Source organism: Pseudomonas aylmerensis (assembly GCF_001702265.1).
Lineage (GTDB): Bacteria > Pseudomonadota > Gammaproteobacteria > Pseudomonadales > Pseudomonadaceae > Aquipseudomonas > Aquipseudomonas aylmerensis.
Map to the genome: position 1 here is coordinate 206,999 of NZ_MAUE01000048.1, position 26,411 is coordinate 233,409.

A 26,411-nucleotide genomic window follows, 5' to 3' on the forward strand; every position below is an offset into this window, starting at 1 on the left:
TGATGGAGCACTTATGACTAAAAAATATTTTGGCACCGACGGTATCCGTGGGCGGGTCGGCGAGTTTCCGATTACTCCGGATTTCATGCTCAAGCTGGGGTGGGCGGCAGGTATGGCGTTCCGTAGCATGGGCGCCTGCCGCATCCTGGTGGGTAAGGACACTCGAATTTCCGGGTACATGTTTGAATCCGCACTGGAAGCTGGTTTGTCCGCCGCGGGCGCCGATGTGATGCTGTTGGGGCCGATGCCGACGCCGGCTATCGCCTACCTCACGCGTACCTTCCACGCGGAAGCCGGGATTGTCATCAGTGCTTCTCACAATCCCCATGATGACAACGGCATCAAGTTTTTCTCGGGTCTGGGCACCAAGCTGCCGGATGAGATCGAGTTGATGATCGAAGAGCTGCTGGACGCACCGATGACGGTGGTTGAGTCCAGCAAGCTGGGCAAGGTGTCGCGCATCAACGACGCCTCTGGCCGCTACATCGAATTCTGCAAGAGCAGCGTACCAAGCAGCACCAATTTTGCCGGGCTGAAAATTGTTGTCGACTGCGCCCATGGTGCGACCTACAAGGTGGCCCCGAGCGTATTCAAGGAGCTTGGGGCTGATGTGACAGTGCTGTCGGCCCAGCCTAACGGGTTGAACATCAACGACAACTGTGGCTCGACGCATATGGGCCAGCTGCAGGCGGCGGTCCTGGCCGAGCATGCGGACCTGGGTATTGCCTTCGACGGTGACGGCGATCGCGTGCTCATGGTGGATCACACCGGCGCCGTGGTCGACGGGGATGACCTGCTGTTTATCATTGCTCGCGACCTCCATGAGCGTAACAAGCTGCAAGGGGGGGTCGTCGGTACGCTGATGAGTAACCTGGGGTTGGAGTTGGCCCTGGCAGATCTTGGCATTCCATTCGTGCGTGCCAATGTCGGTGACCGCTATGTGATCGCTGAGCTGCTTGAGCGTAACTGGCAGATCGGTGGGGAAAACTCGGGGCATGTTGTTTGCTTCCAGCACACCACCACGGGTGACGCGATCATTGCTGCGCTGCAGGTGCTATTGGCCCTGCGTCGCCGTGAAGAGAGCCTGGCCCAGGCGCGCCAGGCCCTGCGCAAGTGCCCACAAGTATTGCTCAACGTGCGTTTTGCCGGTGGCGAAAACCCGATCGAGCATCCCGCTGTCAAAGAGGCGTGCGAGCGTGTGACCCTTGCAATGGCGGGGCGTGGCCGGGTGTTGTTGCGCAAGTCCGGCACAGAGCCTCTGGTGCGTGTCATGGTCGAAGGTGACGACGAAACTCAGGTTCGCGGCCATGCCGAAGACCTGGCAAAACTGGTAACTGAAGTTTGCGCCTGAATTCGGCTTGCCAGTGATGATGTGGTTGGGTAACATCTGCGCCCACTTTGACCGACGAGGTACAGCATGCGTCGCACTATGGTAGCTGGTAACTGGAAGATGCACGGTACCCGCGCCAGTGTCGCTGAGCTGATCAATGGCCTTCGTCACTTGGCCTTGCCTAGCGGTGTTGATGTCGCGGTTTTCCCGCCTTGCTTGCATATCACTCAAGTAGTTGATGGCTTGAAAGGCAAGTCGATTCAGGTCGGCGCGCAGAATTCTGCGGTGGAAGCCATGCAAGGTGCGTTGACCGGTGAGATTGCACCGAGTCAATTGGTCGATGCGGGTTGTTCCTATGTGCTTGTCGGGCACTCCGAGCGCCGTCAGATGATGGGCGAGCGTGATGGGACACTCAATCGCAAGTTCGCAGCGGCACAGGCTTGTGGCTTGATTCCAGTGTTGTGCATAGGGGAGACCCTGGAGCAGCGTGAATCGGGCAAGACTCTTGAGGTTGTCTCGCGTCAGCTGGGCAGCATCATCGAGGAGCTGGGTGTTGGTGCGTTTGCAAAGGCAGTTATTGCTTACGAGCCGGTCTGGGCCATTGGTACCGGGCTGACTGCTACACCGCAACAGGCGCAGGATGTGCACGCAGCCATCCGCGCGCAGTTGGCGGCAGAGAATTCTGAAGTCGCACAAGGTGTGCGTCTTCTATACGGCGGCAGCGTGAAGGCGGCCAATGCGGTCGAACTGTTCGGCATGCCGGATATCGATGGGGGGCTCATTGGTGGAGCTTCCCTGAATGCAGATGAGTTCGGTGCGATCTGTCGCGCCGCGGGAAACTGAAAAAATGCTGGAAACAGTCGTAGTCGTTTTTCATCTGTTGGCTGCCCTGGGCGTAGTTGCCCTGGTTTTGTTGCAACAGGGTAAAGGTGCGGATGCTGGTGCGTCTTTCGGTGCAGGTGCTTCAAATACTGTGTTCGGAAGCCAAGGTTCCTCTACCTTTCTTAGTAAGTTTACTGCTATACTTGCCGCCGGTTTCTTCATAACCAGCTTGGGGTTAGGTTACTTTGCTAAAGAGAAAGCTCATGTGCTGACTCAAGTAGGTCTCCCAAACCCAGCAGTGTTGGAAGTACCAAAAGCAAAACCGGCTTCTGATGATGTCCCGGTGCTTCAAGAGCAAAAGTCGGCTACTCCAGCGACTGACGTACCTCCAGCTCAAGAGCAGAAGTAAGAAGGGTTGTAAACGCTGTATTGCCGAGGTGGTGGAATTGGTAGACACGCAACCTTGAGGTGGTTGTGCCCATAGGGTGTAGGGGTTCGAGTCCCCTTCTCGGTACCAATTATCAGGAGAGCCCGCTGTTGCGGGCTTTCTTGTAGGTGGAAGGTTACATTGACCCTGTAAGGGATCGGTCGTATACTTCCGCCCCAGCTTTGTCGCGGGGTGGAGCAGTCTGGTAGCTCGTCGGGCTCATAACCCGAAGGTCGTCGGTTCAAATCCGGCCCCCGCAACCAGTTTTAGCGGAGCCCCTTTTAAGGGGCTTTTTGTTAGCTGGACACTTTCAACGCCGCTGTTCGACGGCGTTTCAAGGATGGGCGTTTCGCCCATTTTTTTATTTTGCACAGCATGCACATACATGCACGAGGGGGTTCAGGTGTCGAGCAAGCTAGAAGAGTTGCAGGCCTTGTTGGCCCCGGTGGTCGTGGCCCTAGGCTATGAATGCTGGGGTATTGAGTTTTCGGCTCAAGGTCGCCACTCAATGTTGCGCGTTTATATCGATAAAGAGGGCGGCGTGCTGGTGGACGATTGTGCCATTGTCAGCCGTCAGATCAGCGGTGTCCTGGATGTTGAAGATCCGATCTCCGTTGAATACACCCTCGAAGTTTCCTCGCCAGGCATGGAACGCCCACTGTTCACTATTGATCAGTTTGCAAAATTTGCCGGTGAACAAGTGAAGATCAAGCTGCGATCCCCGTTCGAAGGGCGTCGCAACTTTCAGGGCCTTCTGCGCGGTGTAGAAGAACAGGATGTCGTGGTGCAGGTAGAAGACCATGAGTTCCTGTTGCCGATCGATATGATCGACAAGGCCAACATTATTCCCAGTTTTGACTGAGACGCGGATCCCGCGGATCCAATGGCTTGCGAAAGGCGAGGCGTACGATGAGCAAAGAAGTACTGCTGGTTGTTGAGTCGGTATCCAATGAAAAGGGCGTACCGGCAAACGTGATTTTTGAAGCGCTGGAGCTGGCCCTGGCCACTGCAACCAAAAAGCGTTTTGAAGACGAAGTTGATCTGCGTGTGGAAATCAACCGCCACACCGGTGCCTATGAGACTTTCCGTCGCTGGACGGTCGTCGAAGAAGCCGATCTTGATGATCCGGCCATCGAAACCTGGCCAAGCAAGGTTGCTGAAACGCACCCTGGCGCCAAGGTCGGTGATGTCGTCGAAGAAAAGATCGAATCGATCGAATTCGGCCGTATTGCTGCACAGACCGCCAAGCAGGTCATTGTGCAGAAGGTTCGCGAAGCCGAGCGCGCTCAAGTCGTTGACGCTTATCGCGAGCGCCTGGGTGAAATCATCTCCGGCACCGTGAAAAAAGTTACCCGCGATAACGTGATCGTCGACCTGGGCAACAACGCCGAAGCGTTGCTGGCCCGCGAAGACATCATCTCTCGCGAAACTTTCCGTGTTGGCGTGCGTTTGCGCGCGCTGCTCAAGGAAATCCGCACCGAGAACCGCGGCCCTCAGTTGATCCTGTCGCGTACCGCGCCGGAAATGCTGATCGAGCTGTTCCGTATTGAAGTGCCGGAAATTGCCGAAGGCCTGATCGAAGTCATGGCTGCGTCCCGCGACCCGGGTTCACGCGCCAAGATCGCGGTTCGCTCCAAGGACAAACGCATCGACCCGCAAGGCGCTTGCATTGGTATGCGCGGTTCGCGCGTCCAGGCAGTGTCGGGCGAATTGGGCGGTGAGCGTGTGGACATCGTCCTGTGGGACGATAACCCGGCGCAGTTCGTGATCAACGCCATGTCGCCGGCTGAAGTGGCGGCAATTATCGTTGACGAAGATGCCCATGCAATGGACATCGCCGTTGGCGCAGACAATCTGGCTCAGGCCATTGGTCGTGGTGGTCAGAACGTGCGTCTGGCCAGCCAACTGACCGGCTGGACCCTGAACGTGATGACCGAATCGGACATCCAGGCTAAGCAGCAAGCTGAAACCGGTGACATCCTGCGCAACTTCATCGACGAGTTGGAAGTCGACGAAGACCTGGCGCAGGTGCTGGTAGATGAAGGCTTCACCAGCCTGGAAGAGATTGCCTACGTACCGTTGGAAGAAATGCTCAACATCGACGGCTTTGACGAAGACACCGTCAACGAGCTTCGCGCTCGGGCCAAGGATCGTTTGTTGACTAAAGCCATCGCTACTGAGGAAAAGCTGGCAGACGCCCATCCGGCCGAAGACCTGCTCTCGCTTGAGGGTATGGACAAGGATTTGGCGATGGAACTGGCGGTGCGCGGCGTAATTACCCGCGAAGACCTGGCCGAGCAGTCTATTGACGATCTGCTCGACATCGACGGCATTGACGATGATCGTGCCGGCAAGTTGATCATGGCCGCCCGAGCCCATTGGTTCGAGTAATTAGGCGCGGCCTGAGGAGAGAAGTGCATGACGCAAGTCACGGTGAAACAACTGGCCGATGAGGTCAAAACACCGGTAGAGCGCCTGTTGCAGCAGATGCGTGAGGCAGGTCTGCCGCACACCGCCGCCGATGAAGGTGTGAGCGATAGTGAGAAGCAGTCTTTGCTGACTCACTTGAAGAGCAGCCACAAGGCGAAAGTGGAAGAACCGCGCAAGATTACATTGCAGCGCAAAACCACCAGCACACTGCGTGTTGCTGGTAGCAAGAGCATCAGCGTTGAAGTACGCAAGAAGAAAGTCTTCGTACAGCGCAGCCCGGAAGAAATCGAAGCCGAGCGCAAACGCGAACTGGAAGAACGTCGCGCAGTAGAAAATGCTGCTCGTCAGAAGGCTGAAGAAGAAGCCAAGCGTCGCGCCGAAGAAGAAGCGCGTCGCCAGCCTGCTGCTGCGCAACCTGCTGCCACTGAAGCAGTCGCCGCGCCAAGCGCGCCGGTAGAAGCTGTGCGTGAGGCCGCTCCGGTTGCCGCCGCACCTGCTCCTGCAGCTGACGCCCGCAAGCGCGACGAACCGCGTCGTCCAGACAAGCCACGTGCCGACGATAACAATCGTCGTGGTGGTGGCGGTGATGGCGAGCGCAAAAACGCTCCGCATCGTGCGTCGGTCAAAGAGAAAGCGCCTGCTCCACGCGTTGCCCCACGTACTACCGACGAAGAAAGCGATGGCTTCCGTCGTGGTGGTCGCGGCAAGGCCAAGCTGAAAAAACGCAACGCCCACGGTTTCCAGAGCCCAACCGGCCCTGTCGTGCGTGAAGTGAAGATCGGCGAGACCATCACTGTGGGCGATCTGGCCCAGCAGATGTCGGTCAAGGCTGCTGAAATCATCAAGTTCATGTTCAAGCTGGGTACTCCGGCCACCATCAACCAGGTACTGGATCAGGAAACTGCCCAACTGGTTGCTGAAGAGCTGGGCCACAAAGTGACCCTGGTCAGCGACACCGCCCTGGAAGATTCCCTGGCCGAGTCCCTGAAGTTTGAAGGCGAGGCTGTTTCCCGTGCGCCGGTCGTGACCGTAATGGGCCACGTTGACCACGGTAAGACATCCCTGCTCGACTACATCCGTCGTGCCAAGGTAGCTGCAGGCGAAGCCGGCGGCATTACCCAGCACATCGGCGCTTACCACGTTGAAACCGACCGTGGCATGGTGACGTTCCTCGACACCCCGGGTCACGCCGCGTTTACCGCAATGCGTGCTCGTGGTGCCAAGGCGACCGACATCGTGATCCTGGTGGTTGCAGCGGACGACGGCGTGATGCCACAAACCATCGAAGCTGTTCAGCACGCGAAAGCGGCTGGCGTGCCGCTGGTGGTTGCCGTGAACAAGATCGACAAGCCGGGCGCTGATCTCGATCGCATCCGTAGCGAACTGTCGGTTCACGGCGTGACTTCCGAAGAGTGGGGTGGTGACACTCCGTTCGTACCGGTCTCTGCGAAGATGGGTACCGGCGTTGACGAACTGCTCGAAGCCGTTCTGCTGCAAGCCGAAGTTCTGGAACTGACCGCTACCCCATCGGCTCCTGGCCGTGGTGTCGTGGTTGAGTCCCGCCTCGACAAGGGCCGCGGCCCGGTGGCGACCGTCCTGGTTCAAGACGGTACCCTGCGCCAAGGCGACATGGTGCTGGTCGGTTCGAACTACGGCCGTGTACGTGCCATGCTCGACGAGAACGGCAAGCCAATCAAGGAAGCAGGTCCAGCTATCCCGGTCGAGATCCTCGGCCTGGACGGTACGCCGGACGCTGGCGACGAGATGAGCGTGGTTGCCGACGAGAAGAAAGCCCGTGAAGTGGCTCTGTTCCGTCAAGGCAAGTTCCGCGAAGTCAAACTGGCCCGTGCTCACGCTGGCAAGCTGGAAAACATCTTCGAGAACATGGGCCAGGAAGAGAAGAAGACGCTTAACATCGTCCTCAAATCTGACGTCCGTGGTTCCCTCGAAGCGTTGAACGGCGCCTTGAACGGCCTGGGTAACGACGAAGTGCAAGTGCGCGTTGTCGGTGGCGGTGTCGGTGGTATCACCGAATCCGACGCCAACCTGGCACTGGCTTCCAACGCTGTACTGTTCGGCTTCAACGTGCGTGCCGATGCTGGCGCTCGCAAGATCGTCGAGCAGGAAGGCCTGGACATGCGTTACTACAACGTCATCTACGACATCATCGAAGACGTCAAGAAGGCCCTTACCGGCATGCTTGGCAGTGACGTCCGGGAGAACATCCTGGGTATCGCCGAAGTACGTGACGTGTTCCGCTCGCCGAAATTCGGCGCGATCGCCGGCTGCATGGTTGTCGAAGGCACCGTGTACCGTAACCGTCCAATCCGCGTACTGCGTGAAGACATCGTTATCTTCGAAGGCGAGCTGGAATCCCTGCGCCGCTTCAAGGATGACGCTTCTGAAGTGCGTGCCGGCATGGAATGCGGTATCGGCGTCAAGAGCTACAACGACGTCAAGGTTGGCGACAAGATCGAAGTCTTCGAGAAGGTTCAGGTTGCTCGCAGCCTCTAACTCGCGCACTTCAGGAGCCACACGGCGTGTGGGCATGCAGATGCCCCGCGCAGTGTCCGGACTCTAAACGCAACGCCCGGTCTGGCTTTTGTCAGGCCGGGCGTTTGCCGCTTTCAGACCCCATGGGTTTCACCGTGTGGCAGTAACAGGTAACAAGACATGGCAAAAGAATACAGCCGTACCCAGCGTATCGGCGATCAGATGCAGCGTGAGCTGGCCCAACTGATCCGTCGCGAAGTCAAAGACCCCCGCGTTGGCCTGGTCACCATCACCGCTGTTGAAGTGAGCCGTGACGTTGGTCACGCGAAGATTTTCATCACCGTGATGGGCCAGGACAGCAGCGAAGAAATCGCGCAAAGCATCAAGGTGCTCAACTCGGCTGCAGGTTTCCTGCGCATGCAGTTGGCCCGTGAGATGAAGCTGCGCAGCGTGCCCCAGTTGCACTTCCACTACGACGAAAGCGTCGTGCGTGGTGCGCACCTGTCGGCACTCATCGAGCGCGCGGTGGCTGAAGACAGCCAGCACCCGTCCACACCTGAAGACGCCAAGGAGTAAGCGGTGGCTCAGGTCAAACGTATTCGTCGCAATGTCAGCGGCATCATTCTGCTCGACAAACCCATTGGCTTTACCTCCAATGCTGCGTTGCAGAAGGTTCGCTGGCTGCTCAATGCCGAGAAGGCCGGGCATACCGGCAGCCTCGATCCCCTGGCCACCGGTGTATTACCGTTGTGCTTTGGCGAGGCCACCAAGTTCTCGCAATACCTGCTCGATTCCGACAAGGGTTATGAAACCCTGATGCAACTGGGCAAGACCACTACCACGGCTGACGCCGAAGGTGATGTTCTGCAGGTTCGCGACGTGACCGTTGGTCGTGCTGATATCGAGGCTGCTTTACCCGCTTTTCGTGGAGAAATCAGTCAGATACCACCGATGTACTCGGCTCTCAAGCGCGATGGGCAGCCTCTTTACAAGCTGGCACGTGCGGGCGAAGTAGTGGAGCGCGAACCGCGTTCTGTTACTATTGCGCGCTTGGAATTGCTCGCCTGTGAAGGTGACACTGCGCGCCTGGCCGTGGACTGCAGCAAAGGCACCTATATCCGTACCCTGGTGGAAGATATCGGTGAAAAGCTCGGTTGCGGCGCGTACGTTGCAGAGCTGCGACGTACCCAGGCCGGACCTTTCAGCTTGGCCCAGACGGTGACGCTGGAAGAGTTGGAGGCGGTGCACGCCGAAGGCGGCAATGAAGCGGTGGATCGCTTCCTGATGCCATCGGACAGCGGTTTGCTGGATTGGCCATTGCTGCACTTCTCGGAGCACAGCGCGTTCTACTGGCTCAACGGCCAGCCGGTACGTGCCCCGGATGCCCCGAAGTTCGGCATGGTGCGGGTACAGGATCATAACGGTCGCTTTATCGGTATCGGTGAAGTGAGCGAAGACGGGCGCATCGCGCCGCGTCGACTGATTCGGTCAGAATGACCGGAACCAGTTTGTGGTAAAAGCGCAGTAGATTTTACGCAAACTGGAACGAGGGTGGCTGTTAACAGGCACGGTCACTACTCATTTTTAGATACAGGGATTTGTCCCTGGCCTGTTGAGACTGCCCTTTGGGTGGTTTCCTGAAAAAAGGATTGCCTCATGGCTCTCGACGTTCAAGAAAAAGCACAAATCGTAGCTGACTATCAGCAAGCTGTTGGTGACACTGGTTCGCCAGAAGTGCAAGTTGCACTGCTGACCCACAACATCAACAAGCTGCAAGGTCACTTCAAGGCCAACGGTAAAGATCACCACTCCCGTCGTGGTCTGATCCGCATGGTAAACCAGCGCCGTAAGCTGCTGGACTACCTGAAAGGCAAGGATCTGGGTCGTTATCAGGCTCTGATCGGTCGCCTGGGTCTGCGTCGCTAATAAGCGATTGCGCTAGAGGTTGGTTGTCTGCCGTGTGTCAGTGGGATTCCCGCTGGCCCATGGCAGGCTCCCAGCCTCAAGTTTTATCTGGACACACGTTTTACCCTGGACAGCGGTCGGGCCGACTCCCGGCATTGCCCAAGAATTTCGCAAGAAGACAAGTTCCCCAAGAGCCACAAAGAAGGTAGGACACCGTGAACCCGGTTATCAAAAAATTCCAGTTCGGTCAGTCGACCGTTACCCTCGAGACAGGCCGTATCGCCCGTCAAGCCTCCGGCGCAGTGCTGGTCACCGTTGACGATGACGTCACCGTACTGGTGACCGTAGTCGGCGCGAAGACCGCTGACCCGAGCAAGGGCTTCTTCCCTCTGTCCGTTCACTACCAGGAAAAGACTTACGCTGCCGGTAAGATCCCTGGCGGTTTCTTCAAGCGCGAAGGCCGTCCTTCCGAGAAAGAAACCCTGACTTCCCGACTGATCGACCGTCCGATCCGTCCGCTGTTCCCAGAAGGCTTCATGAACGAAGTGCAGGTTGTCTGCACCGTCGTTTCCACCAGCAAGAAAACCGATCCGGACATCGCTGCGATGATCGGTACTTCGGCTGCCCTGGCCATCTCCGGCATTCCTTTCGATGGTCCGATCGGCGCAGCCCGCGTTGCTTTCCACGAGAGCACCGGTTACCTGCTGAACCCGACTTACGAACAACTGAAAGCATCGAGCCTGGACATGGTCGTTGCCGGTACCTCGGAAGCCGTTCTGATGGTTGAATCGGAAGCCAAAGAGCTGACCGAAGACCAGATGCTGGGCGCCGTGCTGTTCGCCCACGACGAATTCCAGGCTGTCATCAAGGCTGTCACCGAGCTGGCTGCCGAAGCTGCCAAGCCAACCTGGACCTGGGCTGCTGCCCCGGAAGCCACCGAACTGCTGGGTGCTATCCGCTCCGAGTTCGGCGCTGCTATCTCCGACGCCTACACCATCACCGTCAAGGCCGACCGTTACGCTCGCCTGGGCGAGCTGAAGGATCAGGTTGTGGCCAAGCTGTCCGGCGAAGAAGGCCAGCCTTCCGCCAGCGACGTCAAAGCTGCATTCGGTGAAATCGAATACCGCACCGTTCGCGAAAACATCGTAAACGGCAAGCCACGTATCGACGGTCGCGACACTCGCACCGTGCGTCCGCTGAACATCGAAGTCGGCGTTCTGCCGAAGACTCACGGTTCGGCCCTGTTCACCCGTGGTGAAACCCAGGCCCTGGTAGTCGCGACTCTGGGTACTGCCCGTGACGCACAGCTGCTGGACACCCTGGAAGGCGAGAAAAAAGACCCGTTCATGCTGCACTACAACTTCCCTCCGTTCTCGGTGGGCGAGTGTGGTCGCATGGGTGGCGCTGGTCGCCGCGAAATCGGTCACGGCCGTCTGGCCCGTCGTTCGGTCCAGGCCATGCTGCCGGCTGCTGACGTGTTCCCGTACACCATCCGTGTTGTCTCGGAAATCACCGAGTCCAACGGTTCCAGCTCGATGGCTTCCGTGTGCGGTGCTTCCCTGGCACTGATGGACGCTGGTGTGCCGATGAAGGCACCGGTTGCCGGTATCGCCATGGGCTTGGTTAAAGAAGGTGAGAAGTTCGCCATCCTGACCGACATCCTGGGTGACGAAGACCACCTGGGCGACATGGACTTCAAAGTAGCCGGTACCGCCAAAGGTGTGACCGCGCTGCAGATGGACATCAAGATCAAGGGCATCACCGAAGAGATCATGGAAATCGCTCTGGGCCAAGCCCTGGAAGCGCGCCTGAACATCCTCGGCCAGATGAACCAGATCATTGGTCAGTCGCGTACCGAGCTGTCGGAAAATGCTCCGACCATGATCGCGATGAAAATCGACACCGACAAAATCCGTGATGTCATCGGTAAAGGCGGCGCGACCATCCGTGCGATCTGTGAAGAGACCAAGGCTTCGATCGACATCGAAGACGACGGCTCGATCAAGATCTTTGGCGAAACCAAGGAAGCGGCTGAAGCAGCACGTCAGCGCGTTCTGGGCATCACCGCTGAAGCCGAGATCGGCAAGATCTACGTCGGCAAGGTTGAGCGTATCGTCGACTTCGGCGCATTCGTCAACATCCTGCCTGGCAAGGACGGTCTGGTTCACATCTCCATGCTGAGCGATGCTCGCGTCGAGAAAGTGACCGACATCCTGAAAGAAGGCCAGGAAGTGGAAGTGCTGGTACTGGACGTGGACAACCGCGGCCGTATCAAGCTGTCCATCAAGGACGTAGCAGCAGCCAAGGCTTCGGGCGTTTAAATACCCGCAGGCTTTAAGCTGGAAAAAGGACCCTTCGGGGTCCTTTTTTTATGTCCATGAGAAAATGCCGGTAAATCAGGTGCTTAGTAAATCGAAAAAACCGCAACTTGCATGCAGCGCCGGTCAGGTTCATGCAAGTTGCACGATTCCGAAAAAAGCGTGTTTTCTTAACGTATTGTTTTATAAGGATTTATTTGGATATCAGGACTTGGCACACTGCCTGCAATATCCCTGTTAACGCTGCAGCATCAAGGTTCACACACTGCAGACTTTTAATAAAACAGGAGTTACTCGTATGAAGAAGTTCGCTCTCGCTACTGCTACCGCTCTGACCCTGGCCATGGGTGCTAACGTGGCCTTTGCCCAGACTTCCCAAGCTCCAATGACCATGGCGGCGGGTGAAGCCACCAAGGCAAAAGAAAGCGTTTCGGATACTTGGATCACCACCAAAGTTAAGTCTGATCTGCTGACCGAAAAAGGTATTCCTGGTTCGGACATCAAGGTTGAAACCAACAAAGGTGTGGTTTCCCTCTCGTCGACCGTAGCCATTTCGGATTCGCAAAAAGCGACCGCTGTAGCGATCACCAAGAAAATCAAAGGCGTAACTGCAGTTTCTGCTGATGGCCTGCTGGCTGGCGGCGCTACCAAGGCAGACAACGTCGACAAAACCAAAAGCGCAGCTGCAGGTGCCAAAGAGTCCACCTCGGACACTTGGATCACCACCAAAGTGAAAGCTGACCTGGTAACCGAGAAAGGCATTCCTGGTACCGACATCAAAGTCGAAACCAATAAGGGTGTAGTTTCCCTGTCCTCTTCGGTCGCTGTGACTGAAGCGCAGAAAACTACCGCGGTGAACATCACCAAGAAAATCAAAGGCGTTAAAGCTGTATCGGCCGATGGCCTGAAAGCAGAGTAACGCTTACCCATTCGTCTGAACTAGGCGAAGGCGGCAACGAGTGAGCTAGATATCCACTCAATGCACCTCACGAGTTCATGCGACCGGCCACAAGGATGTGGTCATTACAGGCCCCGGCATTCGTGTCGGGGCCTGTTCTATTGTGGGTCGAAATAAAATCTTAGTGCGAAAGCGGTCAGATGTGGCAGCAGGCTTGCCCGCGAATTCGGTGTGTCAGCCTATAAGTGACTGACGCACCGCCTTCGCAGGCTACTCGGCATCCAGGTGCATTGGCGTCACCACCCGGCCATCCTTCTCGGCCTGGCCCAGGTTGGCATCGATGAAGTACACCCGGTCATCTTCCAACTGCCCTTTGTCCACCAGATAATCCTTGATGGTACTGGCGCGATCCTGGCCGAGCTGGCGCAGCAGCACATCACTGCTGCTCCAGAACTTGATTACACCGTCTTTCAACTTGGCCGTGCGGTCGTCGCGGCTGAGGTCTTTCCACTCGGCTGGCGGCTGCTGCTTCAGGCGCGTGCGGTAGATGCCTTCCAACAGCGGGGCCTTCTCGCTTTCCGGAACCACCAACAGCGATGCCTGGGCCGGGACCTTGTCGCCACGGCGCTGGAGCATCTTGTAGTAGTTGTATTGGTATTCACGCTCCAGGCGCTGGGAGGCAAGGAACGGACCGTCGCTGCTGGCCGCGGCCGTGCCTTCGATTTCCAGGCGCAGGGTAGGGCGTTCCTTGAGTGCCTTGGCCAGCGTATTCAGTGCACCTTCGGCGTCCTTGCTCAATTCGCTAGAGCCGGCGGCGAAGGACACATTACCCAGGTCCTCCGAGCCTCCCCCGGTGATCAACCCGCCGATGAATTTGAACGGCGCTGTCGCCGCACGTACCACCAGGTTTCGCAGGGTCTGCCAGACGATCGGCATCACGCTGAATTGCGGGTTGTTCAAGTCGCCGGTGACCGGCAGTTCGATCGAGATCTTGCCGTCGCTGTCCTTGAGCAACGCGATGGCCAGGCGAATCGGCAGGTCCACGGCATCGGCGCTGTCGACTTTCTCACCCAACTGCAGTTGCTCGACCACCACCTTGTTTTCGGCCTTCAGTTGGCCTTTGGTGATCACGTAGTGCAAGTCGAGATTGAGACGGCCCTTGCGGATACGGAAGCCGGCGAACTTGCCCGAGTAAGGCGTCAGGGTGGTCAGCTCGACACGTTTGAAGCTGGTGGCGATATCCAGCGCCGCCATCGGATCAAACGGGTTTACGCTGCCTTTGATGGTGACGGGAGCGTAACGGTCGACCTTGCCCTTGATGTCGACGCTGGCCGGTTTGGCCTGGCGGCTGTCGATCGTGCCGATCTGCCCGTTGAGTTGTTGAATCGCCGTGGCGAAGTTCGGCGTGAGGCTGAAGTCGGCGAAATTGGCCGAGCCGTCGTTGATCGCGATTTGCCCGACATGAATGCCCAGGGGTTTGTCTTTGCTGGCCGGTTTTGCTGCTGACTTGGCGCCACTGTTGGCCGGCTGTGGAATCAGCAGGTCATCCACGTTGGTGGTGCGGTCATCGTTGATCATGAACCGTGCATACGGTTGCAGCAGGTTGACCTTGTCAATCGACAGGCTCTCACCGTGCTGGTAGTTCACGCCTTCCAGCACCAGGCGCTGCCACTTCACGAAGTCGCGGGTCTTCAGGGTGTCGAGGGTGTGCAACTGGTCGACTTGCGCCCGGCCCGTTACCTGGAGCTTCAGCGGATCGGCGCTCTTGAGGTTGACGTCCAGATTGCTGCCGAGCATGCCGCTACGCAGTTCCAGGCGAATAAACGGGCTGATATAGGACTGCGCCACCCGAAGGTCGATGTCCTGGGTATTCACTTTCAGCTTGGCGCTGATCGGGTTGAGGTTGACCTCGCCGGTTGCCTGGATCTTGCCCTGCTTGCCCAGGCCGGAGTCGACCTTCAAGGTGAAGGGGCTCTGGTTGAGGCTGTCGAAGTTCTGCATGTCGACGTTCAACGGGCCCAGTTCAAGCGCGACGGCGGGTTTGACCTGGCGGTCGGCCAGGTGCACTTGATAGTTGCGCAGTTGCACATCCTTGAGCAGCACTTGCCAGGGTTTGCTCGGCGCGGCGGGTTCGGGTTTCGGTGAGTCGGCGGTGGCCGGTGCCGTGGCAGGCTCAGGCGCCTTGGCCGCTTTGCTCGGTTGGCTGGCGAACAGTTTCTGCCAGTCCAGTTGGCCGTCGGCTTCACGGGCGGCCCAGGTTTCCAGTTTGTTGCTGCGAATCTTGCCGATGACGACCTGCTGCTTGGCCAGGTCAACCGTGGTCTCACTGACGTCCAGGCGCTCCAGGCGCACCAGCGGGCGACCATCCGGCGCGTTGATGGCAAACGGCGCGACGCTCGCTGCGGTGTTGGTCAGGTTCAGCTCGGTCTCTTTGGCCAGGCTGAATCGGTAGTCGGTACTGAAGTTGAGTACGCCGTCTTCGAGCACCAGTGGCAAGGCGTCGCGCACATAAGGCCACCAGGCTTTCATCTTGCCGTCGGTAATCTTCAGGGTCCCTTCGGAAATGATCGGCACCAGGCTGAAATTGCCTTTCCAGTCGATCCGCCCGCCTTCAGGGCCGGCGGCCACCAAGGTCATGTCGGCGTTGTCTTCGGGCAAGGTGCTGAGGTTCTTCAGTTCGAAGTCGAGCGTGTCGTAGAGAAATTCGATAGGTTCGCTGGGGCGCAGGTCCTGAAAGTGCACATAGCCGCCCGCCAGCTTGATGCTGTCGATACGCAATGGAAACGGCTTGGCATTGGGATCGGCCGGGCTAGGCTCGCTGGGCGGCAGCTTGAACAGCTGCGCCAGGTTCAACTGGCCGGACTTGTCGAACAGCAGTTCGGTCTTGGGCTTGTCCAATTGCACATCGGCCAGGTGCAGCGCGCGAGTCCACAGGCTGTCGATCTGCAGGTTGGCGTAGAGACGCTCGAAACCCACTTGCTCCTTGCCCGGCTCGCCGATTTTCAGGCCCCATGCCGTCACTTCCAGGCTGAACGGGTTGAGCTCGATGCGCTCGATCCGGGCCGGCACCGTGGCGTAATGGGCCAGTTGTTGGTTGGCAATGCGAAGGGCGATGCCCGGCAGAATCAGAAAGCCCAGCAAGCTGTACAGGGCAAGGGCGGTCAACAGGGCGCCAGCGGCGCGAATCAATCCTTTGGGCATGGGTGACGCCATCTATGTCGAACAAGAGTGCCTTGGAGTATGGCACGGGATTTCGGTTCCGAAGTACGCGGCTTCTTGGGAAAAGTACTACAGCTGCAGGATCAGGGTCTTCAACGGCGGCTGTTGGTCTTGCGAGGGAAAGTCCGCGCCAGGTGTCATGATCTGCCAGTCGCGTACCGGCCGCCCGGCTTTCTCGGCGCAGCGCAGCACCTGGTCGCGCCAGTCGTCCATGCTGACTTTTGCGAGGTTGTTGCAGCAGATCAGCACGCCGTTGTCGGCGGTGGCGAGCAGCGCCGGCTTGAGCAGGCTCTGGTAGTCGCGCAGCAGGTCGACAGTGCCGAATGCGCTCTTGGCCCAGGCCGGTGGGTCGAGCAATACCAGGTCATATTGACGTGGCTCCAGGCGCGGGTAACTCGGCAGCTTCTGCCCACGACGTTGGGTAATCGGCAAGCCGGCCAACTGGCGAATCGCCGGGAAATAATCCGACTGCACAAACTCCATGGTCGGCAATTGCGGGTTGAGCAGGCCGTTCTCACGGCCGACCGCCAGATTGCCTTCGGCGAAGTCCAGGTTGCACACCTCTCGGGCGCCGCCGGCTGCGGCACTCAAGCCGACGCCACAGGTGTAGGCAAACAGGTTCAGCACGCTTTTGCCCGCGCTGTGCGCCTTGACCCAACCGCGCGTGTTGCGCAGGTCGAGGAACAGCAACGGGTCCTGCCCGGCATGCCGCCCGCGCACGCGGTAATTGAGACCCCACTCGTGGCCGATCATGTCTTCCAGCGCAGCGGGCTCGGCGCGGTACACCGTGTCTTCGCGGTCGATTCGCGAGTTGCCCCGGGAGCGGTCGTTGTACACCAGCAGCAGTTCCAGGCCCAGGTGCTGGTTGATCTGTTGATGCAGCGCCAGCAGGTCGCTGGTTTCCAGGCTCTGGTGGAAGCTCTGCACCAGCAGTTGCGGGCCGTAGCGGTCGACGGTCAGGCCGCCGGCGCCTTCCTGGCTGCCATGGAACAGCCGATAGCAATCGGTGCCCTGGGCATGCAGCTCGTTGATCAGGTCTTGGCGTTGATCGAGGGCGGCGCGCAGCGCCTGATTCAAGGAAGACATGGAGCGCGCCTTGCTGGGGAAATGAGGGCGCGGAGTTTAACAGTTATGCGCCACGGCCTACATCAACCCCATCCGCCGATGGGCGCGTTGCACCGAACCATTGCGCATCGCCCAACGCAGCAACGGCGCACTGCGCTTGACCCCGGCGCGGATCATCTGGCGCTGCAGCGGGCTCTGCTGTTGGTCGAGCATGGCGCTTGCCCAGTCCGGCAGCAGATCAATGCCGGCCTGCATCATCAAGGCACCGAAAGGCTTGGCCAGGTGACTGGGCGCAGGCGCATTGAGCAGCAGGCGCAGCACTTCATGGCTGCGCTCGTCGCACAGCAGTTGAGGACGAATACGCGCCATGTAATCTGCCACTTCCTGCCGCGAGCGAGGCACATGCCGCGCGCCCAGTCGCTCGGCGACCAAGGCAATCTCGCTGTAGTAACGGTCCTGATCCCGGCCTGACAGGCGCGGGTTGCGATAGCGCAGGTGGGCCGCGAGGAAATTGCTCACCTCGGCCACGTGCACCCAGTTCAGCAGCTCCGGATCGCTGGCGGCATAAGGTCGCCCGTCCGGCGCATGGCCGACCACCTGCAGGTGAATGGTGCGGACTTTTTCGATCAGCCATTCGGCATCCTTGCGCGAGCCGAAGGTGGTCCCGGAGATGAACTGCGAAGTCCGCCGCAGCCGCCCGAGCATGTCCTGGCGGAAGTTCGAGTGATCCCACACGCCCGCCAGGGCCAGCGGGTGCAAGGCTTGCAGCATCAAGGCGCTGATACCGCCGATCAGCATGCTGCTGAAGTCGCCATGCACCTGCCAACTGACCGAGTCCGGCCCGAACAGGCCTGGATCGCCCTTGGGGTTTTCCAGGTCCAACTGGCCCAGTGACAAGCCCGTCAGGCTCATCAACTGGGTTTCGATACGGCTGCGCAGAAATTCCATGGTGTCCTATCGGTTCAGGCGTTTGTCGATCAGGCCGTCGACCACACTCGGATCGGCCAGGGTGGAAGTATCACCGAGGCTGTCGAGTTCGTTACAGGCGATCTTGCGCAGGATCCTGCGCATGATCTTGCCCGAGCGAGTCTTCGGCAAAGCGGGCGCCCATTGGATCAGTTCCGGCTTGGCAAAGCTGCCAATTTCCTTGCTGACCAGCTCCAGCAGGTGCTTTTTCAATGTGTCATCGGGCTCGACGCCATTCATCGGGGTGACGAACGCATAAATGCCCTGGCCCTTGACGTCATGGGGGTAGCCGACCACGGCCGCTTCGGCCACCTGGTCATGCAGCACCAGGGCGCTCTCCACTTCGGCGGTGCCGATACGGTGGCCGGACACGTTGATCACATCGTCGATGCGCCCGGTGATCCAGTAGTCGCCGTCTTCGTCGCGCCGGGCGCCGTCACCGGTGAAGTAGTAGCCGGGGTAGGGTTTGAAGTAGGTGTCGATCATGCGCTGCGGATCGCCATACACACTGCGGATCTGCCCCGGCCAACTGGCCTTGATCGCCAGCACGCCGCTGCCGGCGCCGCTGATCACCTTGCCGTGCTCATCCAGCAGCACGGGCTGTACGCCAAACATCGGCTGAGTCGCACAACCCGGCTTGATCCGCCGGGCGCTGACCAGCGGGCTGAGCATGATGCCGCCGGTTTCGGTCTGCCACCAGGTATCGACAATCGGGCAGCGCTGTTCGCCGACCGCGTTGAAATACCAGTCCCACGCCTCCGGGTTGATCGGCTCACCGACACTGCCCAGCAGGCGCAGGCTGGCGCGGGAGGTGCTCTGCAAAGGGCCATGGCCTTCACGCATCAAGGCGCGCAGGGCGGTGGGCGCCGTGTAGAAGATGTTGACTTGGTGTTTGTCGATCACCTGCCAGAAGCGCGAGCTGTCCGGGTAGCTCGGTACGCCCTCGAACATCAGCGAGGTGGCGCCATTGGTCAGCGGGCCATACACGATATAGCTGTGGCCGGTGACCCAGCCGACATCGGCGGTGCACCAGAACACCTCGCCATCGCGGTAATCGAGCACGTACTTGAAGGTCATCGCCGCCTGCAGCAGGTAGCCGCCGGTGGTGTGCAGCACGCCCTTGGGCTTGCCGGTGCTGCCGGAGGTGTAGAGGATGAACAGCGGGTCTTCGGCGTCCATGGGCTCGGGTGGGCAATCGTCGCTCGCGGCTTCCAGGGATTGCCGATACTTCAGGTCGCGGCCTTCGCTCCAGTTCACAGCGGCGCCGGTGCGCTCGACCACCAGTACCGTACTGACGTCCGGGCAATTGGCCAGGGCCTTGTCGACATTTTGTTTCAGTGCCACCGGCTTGCCGCCGCGCACGCCCTCATCGGCGGTGATCACGGTGCGGCAGTCGGCATCGAGGATGCGGTCGCGCAAGGCATCCGGCGAGAACCCCCCAAACACCACCGAGTGCACTGCGCCAATGCGCGTGCAGGCGAGCATGGCGTAGGCCGCCTCCGGGATCATCGGCATGTAGATGCACACCCGGTCACCTTTCTTCACGCCGCGGCTTTTCAGCACGTTGGCGAGCCGGCAGACGTTTTGGTGCAGTTGGCGGTAGGTGATTTTGGACGCGTTTGTCGGATCATCGCCTTCCCAGATGAAGGCCGGCTGATCGGCGCGTTGCGCCAGGTGACGGTCAATGCAGTTGTAGCTGACGTTCAGTGTGCCGCCCGCGAACCACTGGGCGGCGCCGGTGTGGATGTCCGACTGCTGGACGGTGTGCCACGGGGTTATCCAGTCGAGAAAGGCCATGGCCTGTTCAGCCCAGAAAGTATCCGGCTGGTCGATGGATTGGCGATAGAGGCGCTGATAGTCCTCTTGGCTGAGTTGCGCAGCCCGGCGGACGGCATCGGCGGTGGGGAATTGGCTGAGGTCGAACATGAGCGGTCCTTATTCTTGTTTTAGCGACAAGAGGGGAGCCGTGCGACCCTCGTAGGCGCTGGCTTGCCGGCGATGGCGTCCTGAAGATCGCTATCGCTGGCAAGCCCGCTCCTACACAGGGTGTGCTCCCGCAGGTTCAGACCGTAAGTGTAGTGCCGATCCCTTTAACCGCGGTGACGACCGCGGAAGTAGTTGATCAGGCCCTGGGTCGAAGCATCCTCGGCGGAGGTTTCTTCGGCGCCGGTCAGACGGTTGTAGACGCCCTTGCCCAGTTCCTTGCCCAGCTCCACGCCCCATTGGTCGAAGGCGTTGATGCCCCAGATCACGCTCTGCACGAACACCTTGTGCTCATACATCGCCACCAGCGCGCCCAGGCGGCGCGGGCTGATCCGTTCGACCACAAGGGTGTTGCTCGGGCGGTTGCCCGGGATCACCTTGTGTGGCGCCAGCTTCTGCACTTCGGCTTCCGGCAGGCCTTTGTCGCGCAGTTCGGCTTCGGCTTCGCTGCGGGTCTTGCCAAGCATCAGCGCCTGGCTTTGGGACAGGCAGTTGGCGTACAGCCACTGATGGTGATCGGACACCGGGTTGAAGCTGACAATCGGCACGATGAAGTCAGCCGGAATCAGTTGGGTCCCCTGGTGCAGCAACTGGTGGTACGCGTGCTGACCGTTGCAGCCGACGCCGCCCCAGATCACCGGGCCGGTATCGGTGGACACCGGTGTGCCATCCTGGCGCACGCTCTTGCCGTTGGATTCCATGTCCAGCTGTTGCAAATGCTTGGTGATGTTACGCAGGTAGTGGTCGTACGGCAGGATCGCATGGCTCTGCGCGCCCCAGAAGTTGCCGTACCACACGCCCAGCAGGCCCAGCAGCACCGGCATGTTCGACTCGAACGGGGCGTTCTGGAAGTGCTGGTCCATGGTGTAGGCACCGGACAGCAGCTCCTTGAAGTTGGACATGCCGATGGCCAGGGCGATGGGCAGGCCGATGGCCGACCACAGCGAGTAACGGCCGCCGACCCAGTCCCACATCGGGAAGATGTTCTCTTCGCGAATACCGAAGGCCACCGCTGCCGCGTTGTTGCTCGATACGGCGATGAAATGGCGATACAGCTCGGCTTCCGAGCCACCCTGGGCCAGGTACCAGGCGCGGGCGGCCTGGGCATTCTTCAGGGTTTCGAGGGTGTTGAAGGACTTCGACGAGACGATAAACAGCGTGGTCTCGGCGCGCAGCTTCATGGTCAGTTCGTGGAACTCACTGCCGTCGATATTCGCCAGGTAGTGGCAACGCACGCCTTTATGGGCGTAGGACAACAGCGCTTCGGAGACCAGCTCCGGGCCGAGGAACGAGCCACCGATACCGATGTTCACCACGTCGGTGATCGGCTTCTCGGTGTAGCCACGCCACAGGCCGTCGTGGATGCGGCCGACCAGGTCAGTGATCTGGTTCAGCACCTTGTGCACGTCCGGCATGATGTTCACGCCGTTGACCGACAGCTTGTCGCCCACCGGGCGGCGCAGTGCGGTGTGCAGGGCCGGGCGGCCTTCGGAGGAGTTGACTGGCTCGCCGGCGTACAGGGCGTCGATCGCGCCTTTGAGATTCACTTCCTTGGCCAGGCCCACCAGCAGGTCGCGGGTTTCGCTGGTGATCAGGTTTTTCGAGTAATCGAGGAAAAGTCCGCAGCTGCTCAAGGTGAACTGGGAAAAACGCTGGGGATCGGCAGTGAACGCTTCGCGCATGCTGAAATCCTGCATGGCTTGGCGATGTTGATTGAGCGCTTGCCAGGCGGGCAGAGCGGTAACGTCATGAGGAGTGCGGTAGTACGCCATCGCTGCGGGTTTCCTTTTATTACGGGGACTGCCTTTAGGACACTTCAAAGCCCGGAACGTCCAGTCTTTCATCAAGGGCGGGTTCCGGACAGCGCTAACCATAGCGCAGGGCGATTACATTAAACCTAGCGTGTCGATATGTCTTGGCTTTGTCTGCGCTGTGGCCGGTACTTTTTTATACCGGCACAGCGAGGAGGGCAACTGGCGGGGGGATCAGAGGTTCAGGTGCAGGTTGTCGATGAGGCGGGTAGCGCCCAGATAGGCGGCGACCAGGATCACCACATCGCGGTCCTCGGGCGTGGCCGGGCGAAGGTTCACGCCCTGGCGCACTTCAAGGTAATCCAGGCGCAGCCCGGCGGCTTCGATCTGCCGAACCTGTTCGGCGCGCAGCGTGGCGAAATCGTGGTCACCGCCTTTGATGGCGGCGGCGATCTGGCCGAGGCTGCGGTACAGCACCGGGGCGATGGCGCGTTGCTCATCGCTGAGGTAACCGTTGCGCGATGAGAGCGCCAGGCCATCGTCGGCACGCACGGTCGGTTCGCCGATGATCTGGATCGGCATGTTCAGGTCATGGACCATGGCGCGAATCACTGCCAGTTGCTGGTAATCCTTCTGGCCGAACACGGCCATGTCCGGCTGGACCATGTTGAACAGCTTGCTGACCACCGTCGCCACGCCCTCGAAGTGCCCGGGACGACTGGCGCCGCACAGGCCTTCGGACAACTGCGGGACGCTGACGCGGGTCTGGCCGCTCATGCCGCCGGGGTACATTTCCTCGACGGTCGGCGCGAACAGCAGGTTGCAGCCGGCTTGCAGGAGCTTTTCCTGGTCCGCGGCCAAGGTCCGCGGGTATTTGTCCAAGTCTTCGCCAGCGCCGAACTGCAGTGGGTTGACGAAGATGCTCGCGACGACGAAGTCAGCCTGTTGCGCGGCTTTGGTCACCAGGGTGGCGTGGCCGCTGTGCAGGTTGCCCATGGTGGGCACGAAGCCGATGCGTTTGCCGGCTTTACGGGCATGGGCGACGGCAGCCCGCAGTTCGCGGACGGTTTTTACGGTGTTCATGCAGAGAATCCGTGTTCGGCGCCGGGGAAGGTCACGCCTTTGACTTCGGCGACATAGGCGCTCAGCGCGGCGTGGATGCTGTCCTGGCCGGTCATGAAGTTTTTCACGAACTTTGGCACGCGGCCGGTAAGCGACAGGCCGAGCATGTCATGCAGCACCAAGACCTGGCCATCGGTGGCCGAGCCTGCGCCAATACCGATCACCGGCACTTTAACGGCCTGGGTGATTTCTGCTGCCAGTTCGCTGGGCACGCATTCGAGCAGGATCATCGCAACGCCCGCTTGTTCCAGGGCGATGGCATCGGCACGCATCTGGCGCGCCTGGGCTTCGTTGCGGCCTTGTACCTTGTAGCCGCCGAGGATGTTCACCGACTGTGGCGTAAGGCCCATATGTGCACAGACCGGCACGCCGCGTTCAGCCAGCAGACGAATCGACTCGGCGAGCCACACGGCACCTTCCACTTTGACCATGTGCGCACCGGCGCGCATCAGTTTGCCTGCGTTGTGGAACGTCTGCTCGACAGTGGCGTAATCCATGAACGGCAGGTCGGCGATGATAAATGCGCCGTCGTTGCCGCGCTTGACGCTGGCGGTGTGATAGGCGAGTTCATCGGTGGTGACGGGCAGCGTGCTGTCATTCCCTTGAAGAACCATGCCCAGGGAGTCACCTACCAGCAACACTTCAACTCCGGCCTGGCAACTGGCTTGGGCGAAGGTGGCGTCATAGCAGGTGAGCATGGTGATTTTTTCACCTTTGAGCTTGAGGCTCTGCAAGGTGGTCAGGGTAATGTCTGGCATGAAAAGGGTCCTCGTTCAGGCGCTTGGAAACAGCGAGTAACGCGCGTGAGTCTTCGTTTATACAGGCGCACTGTCTTGAGAGCAGTGCTTATAAGGCCTGGATTGCGCCCTTCAGCGCCGGGTTGGCGGCAGCGGGACGCCTATAGTCGTGAGGAGGACACGGGAAGTCAATTGGATGTGTTACCGCATTGTTACGATGGCGGTGTTACCGCTGTTACTGACGCGATTCAGCAAGTGGGAAAGGGATTTTGAGGGCGTAGGTGAACAAAATGTGGGAGCTGGCTTGCCTGCGATGCAGGCGCCTCGGTCTTTCAGTGAAACCGAGGTGATGCTATCGCAGGCAAGCCAGCTCCCACATTGATTGAGTCAGTTTTGGGGCAAGCGTTCCAGGCCGACAAACGGGCAGGCGGTCAGCAAGTCGTTGAGCGTTTGACCGTTGGGCATTTGCAGCGATGCGGGCGCCAACTCAGCCAGCGGGTACAGCACAAACGCGCGCAGGTGCATCTGGTAATGGGGCACCTTGAGGCGCGGCTCGTCGATCAGGCGATCGCCAAACAGCAGGATGTCCAGGTCCAGTGTGCGCGGTCCCCAGCGCTCGAGGCGCTCGCGGCCCTGATCGTTTTCGATGGCTTGCAGCGCATCCAGCAGCTCAAGGGGCGCCAGGCTGCTGTCGAGGGCCGCCACCGCGTTGGTGTAGCGCGGTTGGCCCGGGAGCAGGGAATCGCTTTGGTAAAACGCCGACACACCGGCGACGGTGGTCCCCGGTAGTTGTGCGAGCGCTTCGATGGCGCTGCGCAGTTGCTGATCCGGGGCGGCCAGATTGCTGCCCATGCCGATGTAGATACGTTCCACGTTTATTCGCCTGCGGCGCCCGAGGCATCGGCGGCGCTGCGCTTGCGCTTGGTACCGCTGCGACGACGTTTCTTCGGCCCTTCGCCGGCGCTCTCGCCCTTGCTGCCAAGGTCGCGAATCATGTCGCGGCGCTGGCTTTCATTGGCGTCCTGGTAGTCGGTCCACCATTCACCCAGGCCATCGGTCTGCTCGCCGGCGCTTTCGCGCAACAGCAGGAAATCGTAGCCGGCACGGAAGCGCGGGTTGTCCAACAGCAGGTCGGCGCGCTTGCCGCTGCGGCGTGGCAGGCGCTCCTGCATGTCCCAGATCTCGCGGATCGGCAGGGTGAAGCGTTTCGGAATGGCGATGCGCTGGCACTGCTCGGCGATCAGCTCATGAGCCGCTTCCTGCATGGCCGGAATCGGCGGCATGCCACGCTCTTGCAGGCGCAGTACGCGTTTGGGCAGGGCCGGCCACAACAGCGCGGCAAACAGGAACGCCGGGGTCACCGGTTTGTTCTGCTTGATGCGCAAGTCGGTATTGATCAGCGCTTCGCTGATCAGCGTGTGGGTGTACGTCGGGTTGTATTCCAACGCCTCGGCACTGGCCGGGAACAGCGGATCGAACAGCTGCAGGTCGACGAGCATTTCGAAGGTGTCGGCAGCGTAGCCCGAGAGGAACAGCTTGAGTACTTCCTCGAACAGGCGCGCCGAAGGAATCTCGCGCAGCATCGGTGCCAGGTCGCGGATCGGCGCGGCCGTGTGCTTTTCGATGCCGAAGTTGAGCTTGGCGGCGAAACGCACGGCCCGCAGCATGCGCACCGGGTCTTCCTGATAGCGCTGCACCGGGTCGCCGATCAGGCGGATCAGGTTGTTGCGGATGTCGTGCACGCCATTGGCGTAATCGAGAATGCGCTCGCTGACCGGGTCGTAATACAGGGCGTTGATGGTGAAGTCGCGGCGCTGCGCATCTTCTTCCAGGGTGCCATAGACATTGTCGCGCAGGATGCGCCCGCTTTCGTTGCGGGAAGACTGGTTGGTGTCTTCCTCTTCATCGTTTTGCGGGTGGCCGGCGCGGAAGGTCGCCACTTCGATGATTTCGCGGCCGAAGTGGATATGCACCAGCTTGAAGCGGCGGCCGATGATGCGCGCATTGCGAAACTCGGCACGGACCTGTTCAGGCGTAGCGCTGGTGGCGACGTCGAAATCCTTGGGTGTGATATTGAGCAACATGTCGCGTACGCAACCGCCGACCAGATAAGCCTGGTAGCCGGCGTTCTGCAAACGTTCGACGATGTTCACTGCATAACGGCTGAACTGAGCGCGCTGCAGCGAATGCTGGCTGCTATTGAGCACTTCAGGCGTGCTGCGTTTGTGTTGCGTACGACGCAAGGGAGAACGGAATGACTGGAACAACTTCTTCAGCATGGGATGCACTGTTTGAAGGAATGTTCGGCCATAACGAAGAATGACCGCATGATGGGCGGGGATTCTAGCATTTAGTCAGGGGATGGTGTAGGAACAAGCTGCAGGCCTTGCGCCATAAGCCTTAAATCGTCAAATGCTCGAGTTTTCATGCGGAAACTACAAGGGGAGCCGAAGCTCCCCCAGAAGTAGTTGCGTGCTCTATTTTTATTATTGATTTCGGGCTTCTTGTTTTTGTTGATCGCCCTCGCCATGAAGCTTCACCTTCATGACACTCCCAATCGGGAGTCAAGAGCAAACGGATTGCTTTGGTCGCTGTGTTGCTGATCTACGATCCAACCAGTTCAGGCTCTGCCTTAGGGCAGTTTTTGTTGTTCTCGGCCTGGTTGCGGGGCAAGCCCCAAATGCAACGCCTCTCCAAAAGAATCAGTTAGCTGCGCCTCCGCCGTGTTGTTTTTATTGTGCGTGAGTCGATTCGTCTTATTTTTATTGTCTTGTACAAAGCTTGTTATTGTTTTTGTACTAAGCATATAGCAGGGTGCGTGCCAACTTTTGTGCCGCCCAGCAAAAGCGGGGGGTTGAGGCGGTTTTGGGTTTTCGACGGGCGAAAAAAAGCCGGGGCTTCGTTACCGTAAGCCCCGGCTTTTGTTACGTGAAAAATCAGCGGTA

20 protein-coding genes and 2 tRNA genes are annotated in these 26,411 nt (G+C 59.5%); 13 read left to right on the forward strand and 9 right to left on the reverse strand.

Annotated features, from left to right (window positions below; genetic code table 11):
* The first annotated feature begins 13 nt into the window (after positions 1-13).
* The 13 genes from glmM to BBG20_RS31215 all read left to right on the forward strand — a co-directional run bounded on the left by glmM (position 14) and on the right by BBG20_RS31215 (position 12,644).
* Positions 14-1,351 carry a phosphoglucosamine mutase gene (gene glmM, locus BBG20_RS31155; protein ID WP_065910270.1) on the forward strand — a complete coding sequence of 446 codons (1,338 nt, stop codon included), beginning with the start codon at positions 14-16 and terminating at the stop codon, positions 1,349-1,351.
* Between the two features lie 66 nt (positions 1,352-1,417).
* Positions 1,418-2,173, forward strand: a complete 756-nt coding sequence (tpiA, locus tag BBG20_RS31160; protein WP_058427650.1) for a triose-phosphate isomerase — start codon at positions 1,418-1,420, stop codon at positions 2,171-2,173.
* Between the two features lie 4 nt (positions 2,174-2,177).
* Complete coding sequence (gene secG, locus BBG20_RS32220) at positions 2,178-2,561, forward strand: preprotein translocase subunit SecG (protein WP_010206600.1); 384 nt, start codon at positions 2,178-2,180, stop codon at positions 2,559-2,561.
* Between the two features lie 22 nt (positions 2,562-2,583).
* Positions 2,584-2,669 (forward strand) — tRNA-Leu (locus tag BBG20_RS31170).
* A gap of 96 nt (positions 2,670-2,765) precedes the next feature.
* A tRNA-Met gene (locus BBG20_RS31175) sits at positions 2,766-2,842 on the forward strand.
* 140 nt (positions 2,843-2,982) lie between these two features.
* Positions 2,983-3,441 carry a ribosome maturation factor RimP gene (rimP, locus tag BBG20_RS31180; protein ID WP_003235029.1) on the forward strand — a complete coding sequence of 153 codons (459 nt, stop codon included), beginning with the start codon at positions 2,983-2,985 and terminating at the stop codon, positions 3,439-3,441.
* 47 nt (positions 3,442-3,488) lie between these two features.
* On the forward strand, positions 3,489-4,970 hold the full coding sequence (nusA, locus tag BBG20_RS31185) for a transcription termination factor NusA (protein WP_008057419.1): 1,482 nt from the start codon (positions 3,489-3,491) through the stop codon (positions 4,968-4,970).
* Positions 4,971-4,997: 27 nt separating this feature from the next.
* Positions 4,998-7,523: a translation initiation factor IF-2 gene (gene infB, locus BBG20_RS31190; RefSeq protein ID WP_025857113.1), complete on the forward strand. Its 2,526-nt coding sequence runs from the start codon at positions 4,998-5,000 to the stop codon at positions 7,521-7,523.
* Positions 7,524-7,682: 159 nt separating this feature from the next.
* On the forward strand, positions 7,683-8,078 hold the full coding sequence (rbfA, locus tag BBG20_RS31195) for a 30S ribosome-binding factor RbfA (protein WP_016973761.1): 396 nt from the start codon (positions 7,683-7,685) through the stop codon (positions 8,076-8,078).
* Positions 8,079-8,081: 3 nt separating this feature from the next.
* Positions 8,082-8,999, forward strand: coding sequence for a tRNA pseudouridine(55) synthase TruB (gene truB, locus BBG20_RS31200; RefSeq protein WP_034117853.1), 918 nt, complete (start codon positions 8,082-8,084; stop codon positions 8,997-8,999).
* Between the two features lie 159 nt (positions 9,000-9,158).
* Positions 9,159-9,428 (forward strand): 30S ribosomal protein S15, encoded by a 270-nt coding sequence (gene rpsO / locus BBG20_RS31205; protein ID WP_003176135.1) that lies wholly within the window; start codon positions 9,159-9,161, stop codon positions 9,426-9,428.
* 194 nt (positions 9,429-9,622) lie between these two features.
* Positions 9,623-11,728: a polyribonucleotide nucleotidyltransferase gene (pnp, locus tag BBG20_RS31210; RefSeq protein WP_017528788.1), complete on the forward strand. Its 2,106-nt coding sequence runs from the start codon at positions 9,623-9,625 to the stop codon at positions 11,726-11,728.
* A gap of 295 nt (positions 11,729-12,023) precedes the next feature.
* Positions 12,024-12,644 carry a BON domain-containing protein gene (locus tag BBG20_RS31215; protein WP_065910272.1) on the forward strand — a complete coding sequence of 207 codons (621 nt, stop codon included), beginning with the start codon at positions 12,024-12,026 and terminating at the stop codon, positions 12,642-12,644.
* Positions 12,645-12,893: 249 nt separating this feature from the next.
* Here the strand turns inward: BBG20_RS31215 and BBG20_RS31220 are convergent, their stop codons facing one another.
* The 9 genes from BBG20_RS31220 to BBG20_RS31260 form a co-directional block, all read right to left on the reverse strand.
* The gene (locus BBG20_RS31220; protein WP_065910274.1) at positions 12,894-15,824 is read right to left on the reverse strand and encodes a DUF748 domain-containing protein; all 2,931 of its coding nucleotides are present in this window, start codon (positions 15,822-15,824) and stop codon (positions 12,894-12,896) included.
* A gap of 87 nt (positions 15,825-15,911) precedes the next feature.
* A complete protein-coding gene (locus BBG20_RS31225; RefSeq protein WP_065910276.1) occupies positions 15,912-16,928 on the reverse strand; it encodes a class I SAM-dependent rRNA methyltransferase in 1,017 nt (338 codons plus the stop codon).
* Between the two features lie 57 nt (positions 16,929-16,985).
* Complete coding sequence (locus tag BBG20_RS31230) at positions 16,986-17,855, reverse strand: oxygenase MpaB family protein (RefSeq protein ID WP_065910278.1); 870 nt, start codon at positions 17,853-17,855, stop codon at positions 16,986-16,988.
* A gap of 6 nt (positions 17,856-17,861) precedes the next feature.
* The gene (acs, locus tag BBG20_RS31235; RefSeq protein WP_065910280.1) at positions 17,862-19,799 is read right to left on the reverse strand and encodes an acetate--CoA ligase; all 1,938 of its coding nucleotides are present in this window, start codon (positions 19,797-19,799) and stop codon (positions 17,862-17,864) included.
* A 164-nt stretch (positions 19,800-19,963) separates the two neighbouring features.
* Positions 19,964-21,628, reverse strand: coding sequence for a glucose-6-phosphate isomerase (pgi, locus tag BBG20_RS31240; RefSeq protein WP_065910282.1), 1,665 nt, complete (start codon positions 21,626-21,628; stop codon positions 19,964-19,966).
* 213 nt (positions 21,629-21,841) lie between these two features.
* Positions 21,842-22,690, reverse strand: a complete 849-nt coding sequence (gene panC, locus BBG20_RS31245; protein WP_065910284.1) for a pantoate--beta-alanine ligase — start codon at positions 22,688-22,690, stop codon at positions 21,842-21,844.
* Positions 22,687-23,487 (reverse strand): 3-methyl-2-oxobutanoate hydroxymethyltransferase, encoded by an 801-nt coding sequence (panB, locus tag BBG20_RS31250; RefSeq protein WP_065910286.1) that lies wholly within the window; start codon positions 23,485-23,487, stop codon positions 22,687-22,689. The genes panC and panB overlap by 4 nt, the downstream gene beginning before the upstream one ends.
* Before the next feature lie 366 nt (positions 23,488-23,853).
* The gene (folK, locus tag BBG20_RS31255; RefSeq protein WP_065910288.1) at positions 23,854-24,339 is read right to left on the reverse strand and encodes a 2-amino-4-hydroxy-6-hydroxymethyldihydropteridine diphosphokinase; all 486 of its coding nucleotides are present in this window, start codon (positions 24,337-24,339) and stop codon (positions 23,854-23,856) included.
* Between the two features lie 2 nt (positions 24,340-24,341).
* Positions 24,342-25,745 carry a polynucleotide adenylyltransferase PcnB gene (locus BBG20_RS31260; protein WP_065910290.1) on the reverse strand — a complete coding sequence of 468 codons (1,404 nt, stop codon included), beginning with the start codon at positions 25,743-25,745 and terminating at the stop codon, positions 24,342-24,344.
* Between the last annotated feature and the right edge of the window lie 666 nt (positions 25,746-26,411).

Coding starts and splice junctions, on each gene's coding strand:
- glmM (WP_065910270.1), top strand. CDS start 14: ATGACTAAAAAATATTTTGGCACCGACGGTATCCGTGGGCGGGTCGGC.
- tpiA (WP_058427650.1), top strand. CDS start 1,418: ATGCGTCGCACTATGGTAGCTGGTAACTGGAAGATGCACGGTACCCGC.
- secG (WP_010206600.1), top strand. CDS start 2,178: ATGCTGGAAACAGTCGTAGTCGTTTTTCATCTGTTGGCTGCCCTGGGC.
- nusA (WP_008057419.1), top strand. CDS start 3,489: ATGAGCAAAGAAGTACTGCTGGTTGTTGAGTCGGTATCCAATGAAAAG.
- infB (WP_025857113.1), top strand. CDS start 4,998: ATGACGCAAGTCACGGTGAAACAACTGGCCGATGAGGTCAAAACACCG.
- rbfA (WP_016973761.1), top strand. CDS start 7,683: ATGGCAAAAGAATACAGCCGTACCCAGCGTATCGGCGATCAGATGCAG.
- rpsO (WP_003176135.1), top strand. CDS start 9,159: ATGGCTCTCGACGTTCAAGAAAAAGCACAAATCGTAGCTGACTATCAG.
- BBG20_RS31215 (WP_065910272.1), top strand. CDS start 12,024: ATGAAGAAGTTCGCTCTCGCTACTGCTACCGCTCTGACCCTGGCCATG.
- BBG20_RS31220 (WP_065910274.1), bottom strand. CDS start 15,824: ATGCCCAAAGGATTGATTCGCGCCGCTGGCGCCCTGTTGACCGCCCTT.
- BBG20_RS31225 (WP_065910276.1), bottom strand. CDS start 16,928: ATGTCTTCCTTGAATCAGGCGCTGCGCGCCGCCCTCGATCAACGCCAA.
- BBG20_RS31230 (WP_065910278.1), bottom strand. CDS start 17,855: ATGGAATTTCTGCGCAGCCGTATCGAAACCCAGTTGATGAGCCTGACG.
- acs (WP_065910280.1), bottom strand. CDS start 19,799: ATGTTCGACCTCAGCCAATTCCCCACCGCCGATGCCGTCCGCCGGGCT.
- pgi (WP_065910282.1), bottom strand. CDS start 21,628: ATGGCGTACTACCGCACTCCTCATGACGTTACCGCTCTGCCCGCCTGG.
- panC (WP_065910284.1), bottom strand. CDS start 22,690: ATGAACACCGTAAAAACCGTCCGCGAACTGCGGGCTGCCGTCGCCCAT.
- panB (WP_065910286.1), bottom strand. CDS start 23,487: ATGCCAGACATTACCCTGACCACCTTGCAGAGCCTCAAGCTCAAAGGT.
- BBG20_RS31260 (WP_065910290.1), bottom strand. CDS start 25,745: ATGCTGAAGAAGTTGTTCCAGTCATTCCGTTCTCCCTTGCGTCGTACG.